This window comes from Mycobacterium sp. 852014-52144_SCH5372336 (genome assembly GCF_001665615.1).
In the GTDB taxonomy this organism is placed as follows: Bacteria; Actinomycetota; Actinomycetes; order Mycobacteriales; family Mycobacteriaceae; genus Mycobacterium; species Mycobacterium neumannii_A.
In genome coordinates, this window is record NZ_LZSW01000047.1 from 266,050 (window position 1) to 277,707 (window position 11,658).

The 11,658-nt window shown below is 68.8% G+C and carries 11 protein-coding genes; 2 read left to right on the forward strand and 9 right to left on the reverse strand.

All coding sequences use genetic code 11. The features are described from left to right. Positions 1 to 56 precede the first annotated feature (56 nt). From A5759_RS25650 to rimP, 3 genes are read right to left on the reverse strand one after another with little or no spacing between them, the layout of a single operon-like run. Entirely contained in the window at positions 57 to 617 is a 561-nt protein-coding gene (locus A5759_RS25650) for a YlxR family protein (protein WP_369816188.1), read from the reverse strand. Continuing rightward, on the reverse strand, positions 527 to 1,570 hold the full coding sequence (gene nusA / locus A5759_RS11995; protein WP_068197715.1) for a transcription termination factor NusA: 1,044 nt from the start codon (positions 1,568 to 1,570) through the stop codon (positions 527 to 529). Before nusA ends, A5759_RS25650 begins: the two co-directional genes overlap by 91 nt. Then, positions 1,567 to 2,106 (reverse strand): ribosome maturation factor RimP, encoded by a 540-nt coding sequence (gene rimP, locus A5759_RS12000; RefSeq protein WP_066841543.1) that lies wholly within the window; start codon positions 2,104 to 2,106, stop codon positions 1,567 to 1,569. The genes nusA and rimP overlap by 4 nt, the downstream gene beginning before the upstream one ends. Positions 2,107 to 2,240: 134 nt before the next feature. Between rimP and A5759_RS12005 the strand changes: the two genes are divergently transcribed. Both A5759_RS12005 and A5759_RS12010 read left to right on the forward strand, forming a co-directional pair. After that, positions 2,241 to 2,750: a hypothetical protein gene (locus A5759_RS12005; protein ID WP_064417147.1), complete on the forward strand. Its 510-nt coding sequence runs from the start codon at positions 2,241 to 2,243 to the stop codon at positions 2,748 to 2,750. Next, the gene (locus A5759_RS12010) at positions 2,747 to 3,214 is read left to right on the forward strand and encodes a ferritin-like domain-containing protein (RefSeq protein WP_068197718.1); all 468 of its coding nucleotides are present in this window, start codon (positions 2,747 to 2,749) and stop codon (positions 3,212 to 3,214) included. The genes A5759_RS12005 and A5759_RS12010 overlap by 4 nt, the downstream gene beginning before the upstream one ends. Positions 3,215 to 3,286: 72 nt before the next feature. Here A5759_RS12010 and A5759_RS12015 read toward each other — a convergent pair whose 3' ends face one another. From A5759_RS12015 to cobO, 6 genes are all read right to left on the reverse strand, one after another. Further along, positions 3,287 to 5,044, reverse strand: coding sequence for a proline--tRNA ligase (locus tag A5759_RS12015; RefSeq protein ID WP_068197721.1), 1,758 nt, complete (start codon positions 5,042 to 5,044; stop codon positions 3,287 to 3,289). 66 nt (positions 5,045 to 5,110) lie between these two features. After that, the gene (locus tag A5759_RS12020) at positions 5,111 to 6,628 is read right to left on the reverse strand and encodes an MFS transporter (protein ID WP_064416956.1); all 1,518 of its coding nucleotides are present in this window, start codon (positions 6,626 to 6,628) and stop codon (positions 5,111 to 5,113) included. Between the two features lie 75 nt (positions 6,629 to 6,703). Beyond that, a complete protein-coding gene (locus tag A5759_RS12025) occupies positions 6,704 to 8,296 on the reverse strand; it encodes an MFS transporter (RefSeq protein ID WP_066841509.1) in 1,593 nt (530 codons plus the stop codon). Positions 8,297 to 8,328: 32 nt separating this feature from the next. Continuing rightward, the gene (cobA, locus tag A5759_RS12030) at positions 8,329 to 9,534 is read right to left on the reverse strand and encodes a uroporphyrinogen-III C-methyltransferase (protein WP_066841510.1); all 1,206 of its coding nucleotides are present in this window, start codon (positions 9,532 to 9,534) and stop codon (positions 8,329 to 8,331) included. Beyond that, the gene (locus A5759_RS12035) at positions 9,531 to 10,934 is read right to left on the reverse strand and encodes a cobyrinate a,c-diamide synthase (RefSeq protein ID WP_068197724.1); all 1,404 of its coding nucleotides are present in this window, start codon (positions 10,932 to 10,934) and stop codon (positions 9,531 to 9,533) included. Before A5759_RS12035 ends, cobA begins: the two co-directional genes overlap by 4 nt. A 103-nt stretch (positions 10,935 to 11,037) precedes the next feature. Beyond that, positions 11,038 to 11,652, reverse strand: a complete 615-nt coding sequence (gene cobO, locus A5759_RS12040; RefSeq protein WP_068197726.1) for a cob(I)yrinic acid a,c-diamide adenosyltransferase — start codon at positions 11,650 to 11,652, stop codon at positions 11,038 to 11,040. Positions 11,653 to 11,658 lie beyond the last annotated feature (6 nt).

Here is an 11,658-nt window from a genome sequence, read left to right on the forward strand (position 1 = left end):
TCAGCGGTGGTAGGCGCCGCGCCTCGGGTTAGCTATGACGCATGGTCATCGGGACTTCACGGTGTGCTCATGTTCTTCGCTACCTGTTCTGTTGCCGAGGGCTCGGGCGGGTCTTCACTGCTGGCAGTGCCGACATACTCGATCACCGCGGATAGGTCCGGTGAACCGGTGATGCGCAACGCTCGACCGAACGCTCGCCGCCGAATCGCTGCCTCGAGGCACTGTGGAGTGGAATGCAGCCACGCACCCCGCCCCGGCAGCTTTCTCGCCGGGTCAACAGTGACGGTGCTGAGAGAATTCCCAGCCCCATCGACGTTGCCGACAGCGACCACCCGAAGCAGTTCGACGGCCAGCTCTCGTTTTCGGCAACCAACGCAGGTCCGCACCGGTCCGACAGGATCGTCGGGGCTGCGTCGTTGCGCCGAAGCCGAAGTCTCGCGCTGGATCACCGGTGAGTCTACCGTCACGTCCGCTGGTATTTGAAATGGCTGCGCTGCCCGGCGTGGACGCGTGCGCCGGCCGGCGCTTACCGGTCCCCCACGGCACCGCGTGCGGCGTCCTGGTCGGACTCGCCGGCGCCCGCAGGAGGCGCGTCGCTGCGGATGTCGATGCGCCACCCGGTGAGCCGGGCCGCCAGCCGGGCGTTCTGCCCCTCCTTGCCGATGGCCAGCGACAGCTGGAAGTCCGGTACGACGACGCGGGCCGCGCGGGCGACCTCGTCGATGACCGTCACCGAGACGACCTTGGCCGGTGAGAGCGCGTTGGCGACGAACTTCGCCGGGTCGGGGTCGTAGTCGATGATGTCGATCTTCTCGCCCGACAGTTCGCTCATCACGTTGCGCACCCGCTGACCCATCGGCCCGATGCAGGCGCCTTTGGCGTTCAGTCCCGGTACCCGCGAGGCCACCGCGATCTTCGAGCGATGACCGGCCTCCCTGGCGACCGCCACGATCTCGACCGAGCCCTCGGCGATCTCGGGCACCTCCAGCGAGAACAGTTTGCGAACCAGGTTCGGGTGCGTGCGCGACAGTGTGATCAGCGGTTCCCGCGCGCCGCGGCTGACGCCCACGACGTAACAGCGCAACCGGTCGCCGTGTTCGTAGCGCTCACCGGGCACCTGCTCGGCGGCGGGTATGACGCCTTCGGAACCCTTGGTCTCGCTGCCCATCCGGACGACGACGAGGCCGCGGGCGTTGGCCCGCGCATCGCGCTGGATCACCCCGCCGACGATGTCGCCCTCGCGGGCGGAGAATTCGCCGTACGTCTTCTCGTTCTCGGCGTCGCGGAACCGCTGCAGCATCACCTGGCGCGCCGTCGTCGCCGCGACGCGACCGAATCCCTCTGGGGTGTCTTCCCATTCGGTGATCGTGTTGCCGTCCTCGTCGACCTCGGACGCGATGACCTTGACCTCGCCGGTCTTGCGGTCGATCTCGATGCGCGCCTCGGCGGCGTGGCCCTCGGTGTGTCGATAGGCGGTCATCAGTGCGGATTTGATGGTTTCGACGAGCTCGCCCACCGGAATTCCGCGGTCGACCTCGATGGCGTGTAGCGCGGCCATGTCGATGTTCACGCCGACGCCTCCTTCCCAGATTGGCCGACCAGCTCCAGCTCTCGCGGATTGGGGGGCGAGAATTCAACTTGCACAACAGCTTTCGCGATACCGTCGAGCGGCAACTCGCGGACGGAGAAGGTGGCCTGCCGGCCGGTCCGCACCACCAAACGCACCACGCCGTCGCGGATTTCGCCGAGCCTGCCGGTGAGCTGCGAGCCGTCGGACAGTGTCAGCTCGACCTTGCGGCCGCGGGCCCGGCGGTAGTGCTTCTCGGCGGTCAGCGGCCGGTCCACACCCGGTGAGGTGACCTCGAGAACATAGGGGGCGGACCACGCGTCGACCTCGTCGAGCAGCGCAGAAGCAGTACGGGACAGTTGGGCGATCGAAGCGAGGTCGAGGCCGTCGTCCCCGTCGGCCACCACCGTGATGCGCGGCGGACGCGCGGCCGGGTCGACGATCACGTCCTCGATTTCGTAACCCGCACGCGCGAACTCGCCGTCGAGTAGCTCGATCACCTCGTTCTGCGACGGCAATCCCGCAGAATGCTCCGTCACGGCGAGCTCCTCGTCTTGAGTTGTCCGGACTCGATCCTTCGGCGACACACCTTGGAACCGACACTCCACGATACGCCAGCCTCGCCGCGGTAAACGCCAAACGAACACCGATGCGAACGAAGCGCAATGGCAAGATGTTGTCCGTGCCGAGCCCCCCGCCGACCGTCAGCAGAAGACGCGTGTTGGCCTCGGCGGCGGCATTGGCGCTGCTGGGGGCGACCGCGGCGGCCTGCGGCACACCGCCGCCGCCGCCCGAGGTCGATGAACTCGCTGCTCAACTCGACCGGGCCCGCGCCGACAGTCAGCTGGCCACCGATGCGGCGGCCAATGAGCGCGGACCCGTCGTGGAGGCGTTGACGGCGGTGGCCGCCGAACGCGCCGCCCATGCCCAGGCGCTGTCCGACGAGTTGGTCCGGCTGCGCGGCGAGCAGGCACCCACGTCCACTCCGACCAGCACGACCGCGGAGCCGGCCAAGCCGCGCACCGCCAAGGACGCCGCCAACGCCTTGCGGGTCTCGGCGTCGAGTGCCGCCGAACTCGCGGCCAAGCTCTCCGGCTACCGCGCCGGACTGCTCGCATCGATCGCCGCGGCGTGCACGGCCGCGTACACGGTCGCCCTCGCCGAACCGGAGAAGCCGCGATGACATCGGCGGAGCCCACCCCGACGCGGCCGTCGGAGCCCGCGGACGGCGCGCTCTACGACGCGATCGCCACCGAACACGCGACCATCTACGGATACGGCATCGTGTCTGCGCGCTCGGCGACCGAGGACAACTGGCTGGTGTCGAAGGCCATGGGCGAGCACCGCGAACGCCGCGAGGCCGGGCTGCAGATGCTGGAGGACCGGTCGGTCGCCGGCCCGCTGCCCGCCGCGGGTTACCAGCTGCCGATGGAGGTCAAGACGCCCGCCGACGCCGCCAAACTCGCGGTGCGGATGGAAGAGGACGCGGCCGCCGCGTGGCGCGCGGTCGTCGAGCAGGCCGGCACCGAACAGGAGCGAGCCTTCGGCGTCGAGGCGCTGACGCAGTGCGCGGTGATGGCGGCGCGATGGAGTCAACTGCTCGGCACGACGCCGGTCACGGTCGCCTTCCCCGGCGGAAACGAGTAAACGCCGCAGCGCCGAGAGTGGGCTCGCGTCACGCTCCACCCGCTGTTGGCGTGCGGGTAACCCACGTTCGGCCTACGGCGAGGTGAGCGCGCCCGCGATCTCCGCCGCCGCACCGCCGTCCCGGCCGCTCACCCAGATCTCGCGCGTCTCGCCGGTGAACCGGTTGCGCAGCTCGACCACGCCGTCGGCCCAACCACGGCCGACCACGACGAGCCACGGCACGCCGAGCAGTTCCGCGTCCTTGAACTTCACCCCTGGCGAGGCGGTGCGGTCGTCGAGCAGCACGTCGATCCCGCGCCGATCCAGCTCGCTCGCCAGTTCCTCGGCCCCTTCGCGCGCGGCGGCGTCCTTGTTGGCGATGACGAGGTGGACGTCGAACGGCGACACCTCCGCCGGCCAGCGCAGGCCGAGCTCGTCGTGGTGTTGTTCGGCGATGACGGCGACCAGTCGCGACACCCCGATGCCATAGGAGCCCATGGTCAACCGGACCGGCTTGCCGTTCTCGCCGAGCACGTCGACCTCGAACGCGTCGGTGTACTTACGGCCCAGCTGGAAGATATGGCCGATCTCGATACCGCGCGCGCTCACCAGCGGCCCCGCCCCGTCCGGCGACGGATCGCCGTCGCGCACCTCGGCGGCCTCGATCGTGCCGTCGGCGACGAAGTCGCGGCCCGCCACCAGGCCCACGACGTGCTTACCGGGTTCGTCGGCGCCGGTGATCCACGACGTGCCCTCGACCACACGCGGATCGACGAGGTAACGAATCCCGTTGGCCAGCAAGGCTTTCGGACCGATATACCCTTTTGCGAGGAACGGATACCTGGCGAAGTCGGCGTCGTCGAGCAGCGCGTACTCGGCCGGTTCTAGCGCAGCGCCCAGGCGTTTGTCGTCGACCTCGCGGTCGCCGGGCACGCCGATGCCCAGCAGCTCCCACTCGCCGCCGGGCACGCGGGTCTTGAGCATCACGTTCTTCAGGGTGTCGGCGGCGGTGACGGTGCGATCGAGCGCCGCGTTGGCCCAGTCGACCAGCGTCGCGATCGTCGGGGTGTCGAGGGTGTCGTGGACCTTGGCCTCAGGCTGGCCGTCGACGGGCAGCGGCGCCGGGGCGGCCGTGGTCACCGCTTCGACGTTGGCGGCATAACCGGACTCCAGGCACCGCACGAACGTGTCCTCGCCGATCTCGCTTTCGGCCAGGAACTCCTCGGATGCGCTGCCGCCCATCGCCCCGGAGACGGCCGAGACGATCACGTAGCGCACGCCCAGTCGATCGAAGATGCGCCGGTAGGCGTCGCGGTGGGCCAGGTACTGCGCGCGCAGCCCGTCGTCGTCGACGTCGAACGAGTACGAGTCCTTCATGACGAACTCGCGGCCGCGCAAGATTCCCGCCCGCGGGCGTGCCTCGTCGCGGTACTTGGTCTGGATCTGGAACAGCAGCAGCGGAAAGTCCTTGTAGCTGCTGTACTCCCCCTTCACCGTCATGGTGAAGAACTCTTCGTGCGTCGGGCCGAGCATGTAGTCGTTGCGCCTGCGGTCCTGCAGCCGGAACACGCCGTCGCCGTACTCGGTCCAGCGGTTGGTGGTCTCGTAGGGCGCGCGGGGCAGGAGCGCCGGGAACAGGATCTCCTGGCCGCCGATCGCCGTCATCTCGTCGCGGACGACCCGTTCGATGTTGCGCAGCACCCGCAGCCCCAGCGGCAGCCAGCTGTAGAGCCCGGGCCCGATCGGTCGGATGTAGCCGGCGCGGATCAGCAGTTTGTGGCTGGGCACTTCGGCGTCGGCTGGGTCGTCGCGCAGGGTGCGCAGGAACAGCTCCGACATGCGGGTAATCACAGCCGACAACCTTACTGACTGTGTTGATCCCCCGATCGCCACGCTCTGACCCCGCCGGAGCCCGAGCTACAGCTCGCCGGCCTCCACGGCCTCCTTGGTGTGCTGCGCCGAGGCGATCTGGCGCGATGAGAAACCGATGAAGAATGCGGCGATACCGACCATCACCGCGACACCGGCGACCCACAGCAGCGAGTACGTGTAGCCGTAGCCGAGCGCGTCGAGCTGGGCAGGCGTCATGTCCTTGACCGGTCCGGTGGTACCGCCCAGGTACAGCGTGCGCGACGTCTGCACCGCCTGGATGACGACGAGCACCACCGGGCCGCCGAGGTTCTGCACCATCAGCGTGATCGACGAGACCGGGCCGATCTCGCCGGGGCCCACTCCCGCGATCGCGCACAGCGGCAGGATCACCGCGATGGCTCCGATGCCGAAGCCGCCGATCACGATTGGCGCGAACAGGTCCGGGAAGTAGGGGATGCTGCGGTCCAGCGTCGACCCGTACAGCATCGCGCCGAGGACGAAGATGCCGCCGCCGAGGATCAGCCAGCGCGGGGCGACGTGCGGCGCGAGCCGGGCGGCCACCGCGGTGCCCACCCCGAAGGCCAGCGCGAACGGGATGAAGCAGATGCCCGCCTCCAGGGCCGAGTAGCCCAGGACGTCCTGCACCAGCAGACCGATCATCACCGTCAGCGTCAGCAGCACGCCGCCGGCCAGGAACAGCGCGATGAACGTCATGACCCGGTTGCGGTTGTCGAACACCGAGAACGGCACGATCGGGTGCTGCGCGGTGCGTTCGACGAGCAGGAAGCTGATGAAGAAGACCGCCGACGCGACCGCGGCGCCGATGACCAGCGGGTCGATCCAGCCGCGCGGCGGGCCCTGGGTGAAGACGAGCACCGCCGACGAGCAGCCCAGCGTCGCCAGCAGCGCACCGGTGATGTCGAGTTTGAGTCGCTCGTGGTGTGTTTCGGCGAGCTTGAGGACCGCGATGGTGATGATCGCGATGCCGATCGGCACGTTGATCAGAAACGCCAGCCGCCAGGAGATCACCGTCAACGCGCCGCCGAGCACCAGGCCGAGCACCGAGCCGATGCCCTGCATGGCCGCCGATATGGCCAATGCCCGGTTGCGCGCCTGGCCGACCGCGTACGTCGTCGCGATCAGGGCCAGCCCGGTGGGCGCTGCCACCGCCGCCCCGGTGCCCTGTACCGCGCGCGCGACGATCAGCGTGGCGGGGTCGGTGGCCAGGCCGCAGACCAGCGAGGCGATGGTGAACACCCCGACGCCGGACAGGAATGCGCGCTTGTGGCCGATCGCGTCGCCGACGCGCCCGCCGAGCAGCAGCAGACCGCCGAACGCCAAGACGTAGGCGGTGATCACCCAGCTCTTGCTGGCGTCGGTGAGGCCGAGGTCGGCCTGCATCCTGGGCAGCGCGACGATCACGATCGTGCCGTCGAGGGTCGACATCAGCTGCATGCCGGTGATCGCGATGATCGCCGGGCCCAGAACGGACTTCGCGAGCGGCAACGCCGCCGGCGGCACGGGACGGTCCGTCGACTCGGAGGAACCACCGACGGCAGACATGGTCAGCCACCCTACCGAGTGCGATTTCGGTGTATTCGGTCGCGCCGGGCGCGACGGACTACACCGAAGTCAGAGCTAAAGCTCTCCGGAGTCGATCGCGTCCTTGACTTCCTGCGCATGCGCAACCTGCGACGCGCTGTAGCCGATGAACAGCGAGGCGAGCCCGACCATCACGGCGACCGCGGCCACCCACAGCAGGCCGTAGGTGTAGCCCTGGTCGAGGGCGTTCAGCTGCGCGGCGCTCATGTCGTTGACGGGGCCGGTGGTGCCGCCCAGATACAGCGTGCGCGACGTGATCACGGCCTGAATGATGGCCAGCACGACGGGCCCGCCGAGGTTCTGCAGCATCAGCGCGATGGCCGACACCGGGCCGATCTGGTCGAAGCCGACGCCGGCGATCGCCGACAGCATCAGCGGCACGACGATCATTCCGATGCCCAGTCCGCCGACCGTGATCGGCAGCACCAGGTTCGGGAAGTACGGGATGTTCGCGTCGAGCGTCGAGCCGTAGATCATGGCACCCAGCACCAGCACGCCGCCGGCGATGACCAGCAGTCGCGGCGGGAACATCTGCACCAGCTGCGACGAGAGCCCGAGCCCGATCCCGAGCGCGATCACGAACGGAATGAACCCGATGCCTGCGCGCAGCGGGCTGTAGCCCATGATGTCCTGCACGTACAGGCCGATCAGCACGGTCAGCGTGAACATCACGCCGCCGGCCAGGAACACCGCGGCGAAGGTCGCGACACGGTTGCGGTCCTTGAACAGGTCGAACGGCAGGACCGGATTGGCCGCGGTGCGCTCGACGTAGAGGAACGCCAGGAAAGCAGCGCACGCAGTGAGACCGGAACCCAGCGTGATCGGCGACAGCCAGCCCTGTTCGGGCCCCATCGAGAACCCGAACACCGCTGCGGTACAGGCGAGCGTGGCCAGGAGGGCGCCCGCAGCGTCCAGCTTGAGCCGCTCGCGGTTGGTCTCCCGCAGGGTCTTGCGGGCCAGGTGGATCATCACCAGGCCGATCGGCACGTTGATCAGGAACGCCCAGCGCCACGACACCTCGGTCAGCGCACCACCGACGATCAGGCCCATCACGGAGCCGATACCGGTCATCGCGGCGAAGATCGCGGTGGCCGCGTTACGGGCCGGGCCCTTCGGGAACGTCGTCGCGATCAGCGCCAGCGCGGTCGGTGAGGCGATCGCAGCGCCGACGCCCTGCAGCAGCCGGGCGACCACAAGCGTCGCCTCGTTCCACGCGAGACCACACAGGATCGAAGCGATGGTGAACAGCGCCACGCCGACGATGAAGGTGCGCTTGCGGCCGATCGTGTCGCCGAGTCGCCCGCCCAGCAGCATCAAGCCGCCGAAGGTCAGCACGTAGGCGGTGATCACCCAGCTACGGCCGGCGTCGGAGAGGCTCAGCTCGTCCTGGATCTTAGGAAGCGCGACGATCGCGATCGTGCTGTCCATGGTCGCGAGCAGCTGCATACCGCCGATCGCGATGACCGCAGCGATGAACCTCGGTGATGGCAGCCACGCCGAGGACCTGCCGGTTTGCCCGCGCGCAGACCCGATAGCGGTCTTCTGGGAGTGCGGTGGGAATGCTCGATTTGCCCCACCCTCGGCGTCACGGCGCATGGCAGCACGCTCTGCGTCATTGAGAGCCGTCATGGGGGTTACCTTACAGTAATCTTAAGATCCCTTTAACCGGCGAAGGCGGCCACGGGCCCGATAACGATGATCGCAGGAGGCCGAATTCCGTCCTCCCGGATGCGTTCTGCGACATCGGCGAGCGTCGCGCGCAAAGTGCGCTGTGCGGCGGTGGTGCCGTGCTGAACCACCAGAACCGGCGTATCCGCAGGTCGTCCGCCTTCCAGCAGAGCCTCGGCGAACAGTTCGATGCGTTCGACCGCCATCAGCAACACGATGGTGCCCGAGAGCGCGGCCAAGGCATTCCAATTCACTAACGATTCGGGATGCCCGGGCGCGACATGCCCGCTGACCACCACGAATTCGTGCGTGACGTGGCGGTGGGTGACGGGCACACCCGCGAGCGCGGGAACCCCTATGGCACTGGTCACACCGGGTACGACGGTGACGGGGATACCGGCCTCGGCGCACGCCAGCACCTCTTCGTATCCGCGCGCGAACACGAACGGGTCGCCGCCCTTGAGCCGCACAACGAACTTGCCCTCTTTCGCGCGGTCGATCAGCAGGCCGTTGATCGCGTCCTGTGCCATGGCCCGGCCGTACGGAATCTTCGACGCGTCGATGACCTCGACATGTGGCGGCATCTCGGCCAACAGTTCCTGCGGTGCGAGCCGATCGGCGACGACGACGTCGGCGTGCGCCAACAGCCGACGCCCGCGAACGGTGATCAACTCGGGGTCACCCGGTCCCCCGCCCACGAGCGCCACGCCGCCGTGTACGACGTCGGCGGTCGCCGAACTGTCCGGTGCGATGAGCCCGCGCTGCATGGCCTCGTGGATCGCCGACCTGATCGCCGCCGACCGGCGGTGCTCACCGCCGGCGAGCACACCGACCGAGAGCCCTTCGTACTCGAACGATGCCGGTGTGACGGCCGTGCCCTCGACGGCCACGTCCGCGCGCACACAGAAGATGTGGCGATCCTCGGCCTCGGCGACGACGGCCGCGTTGACGGCCGGGTCGTCGGTGGCCGCGATCGCGTACCAGGCGCCCTCGAGGTCGCCCGGTTCAAACTCGCGCAGCTGCAGCGCGATTCCACTCATCGCCTCGACCGCGGGCGTGGCCTCGCGCGCGATCACGACCACGTCGGCGCCGTTGGCCACCAGAAGCGGCAAGCGGCGCTGCGCCACACTGCCGCCGCCGACGACGACGACCTTCCTGCCGGTCAGGCGCAGACCGACCAGATAGGCGTTCTCGGTCACTGATCCGGATCCTGTTCGCGCGAGCTCATCGGCGCGAGCTTAGAGGTTGCGGCCACCGCCACGAAGCGGCTGATCGCCCGCGGGTGCGCGGCGGGGTGGGTGTGCAGGTAGCCGGCATGCACGGCCCCGTCCACCACGCCGTCCCTCCTGCGGCCGACGGCGTGGCCGGTGAAGATCCAGGCGGGGGCGTAGTCGTTTTTGAAAGTGACTGCGGTGCGGTGAAACTCGTGTCCCATCATCCGGGCACCGATCGAGTGCAACGGCGAGTCGGTCACCACGACGGCTTCGCGGTAGCCGAGCGTGAGGCGGTCGGTGAACGTCGCCGAACCGGAGATCACCCCACACATCGGGTGACCGTCGAGGTCGTCGACGAGATAGGTCAGGCCCGCGCATTCGGCGTGCACGGGGGCTCCCGACGCCGCCAGTTGTCTGATCTGCGTGCGGGCGACGTCGTTGGCGGAGAGTTCGGCGACGAACTCCTCGGGGAAACCGCCGGGCACGACGAGGGCATCGGCACCCGACGGCAGCGCGTCGGTCAGCGGGTCGAACTCGACGACCTCGGCGCCTGCGGCGGTGAGCACTTCGCGGTGTTCGGCGTAGCCGAAGCTGAACGCCCTGCCCGATGCCAGCGCCACCGTGGCGTTTCCGCCGACGGGGGTTACCTCCTCGGCGTCCCAGGGGTCGTCGAGGACCCTGCTGTCGGCCAGCGCGGCGATCCCCACCAGGTCGACGTGGCGACCGACGAGCGCCGTCATCGCCTCCACCGCCTCGCGCGCCCTGTTCCCGTGTTCGACCGCGGTGACCAGGCCCAGATGCCGTGAGGGGACAGACATTTCGTCGCAGCGGGGAATCGCACCCAAGACCGGGATGCCGGCGTGTTCGCAGGCTTGGCGCAGTACCTCCTCGTGGCGCGGCGAGCCGACGCGGTTGAGGATCACCCCGGCAACGCGAACCGAGGAGTCGAACGTCGAAAAGCCGTGCAGCAGTGCGGCGATGCTGTGACTCTGTCCGCGGGCATCGACGACCATGACGACCGGCGCGCCCAGCAGAGCGGCGACATGTGCGGTGGATCCGAACGCATTGCCGCGCGACTCCTCGGTGATGCGGCCGTCGAACAGGCCCATCACGCCTTCGATCACCGCGATGTCGGCTCGGGCGCTGCCGTGCCGGTAGAGCGGCCCGATCAGGTGCTCCCCCGTCAGGACGGGGTCGAGGTTGCGGCCGGGCCGTAGCGAGGCCAGCGCGTGATAGCCGGGGTCGATGTAGTCGGGGCCGACCTTGAACGGCGCGACCGCGCGCCCTGCCCGCCGCAGCGCCCCCATCAAACCCGTTGCCACGGTGGTCTTTCCGCTACCCGAGGTGGGCGCGGCGATCACCACCGCAGGCGTCGCCCTGCTCACCCCACCTCCCGCCTGGACCCACCCACCAGTGGCGAGCGACCGTGTTTGCACGCCGACACACCGCAAATGGTGTCATTTCGCGGTCGCTCGCGCCGATCGAGCGTCACCACTCGATGCCCTTCTGACCCTTGCGCCCGACATCCATCGGGTGCTTGACCTTGGTCATCTCGGTGACCAGATCCGCGGCATCGAGCAACTGCTGCGGGGCGTCGCGACCGGTGATGACGACGTGCTGCATCCCGGGTCGCGAGCGGAGAGTCTCGACGACCTCGTCCGCGTCGATCCAGCCCCACTTCAGCGGATAGGTGAACTCGTCGAGCACATAGAAATCGTGGCATTCGTCGGCGATCCGCCGCGCGATCTCGGCCCAGCCGTCGGCCGCCGCCGCGGCGTGGTCGACCTCGTCGCCGTGTTTGCGCGACCAGGACCACCCCGAACCCATCTTGTGCCACTGCACCGGTCCCCCGACGCCGTGCTCGTCGTGCAGTTTTCCGAGTTCGCGGAAGGCCGCTTCCTCCCCCACCTTCCACTTGGCGCTCTTGACGAACTGGAACACCGCGATGTCAAAGCCCTGATTCCATGCGCGCAGCGCCATGCCGAACGCGGCGGTCGACTTGCCCTTACCCGCACCGGTGTGCACGGCGAACAGCGGGGCGTTGCGGCGTGCGCGGGTGGTCAACCCGTCGTCGGGAACCGTCAGCGGCTGACCCTGAGGCATACCTAC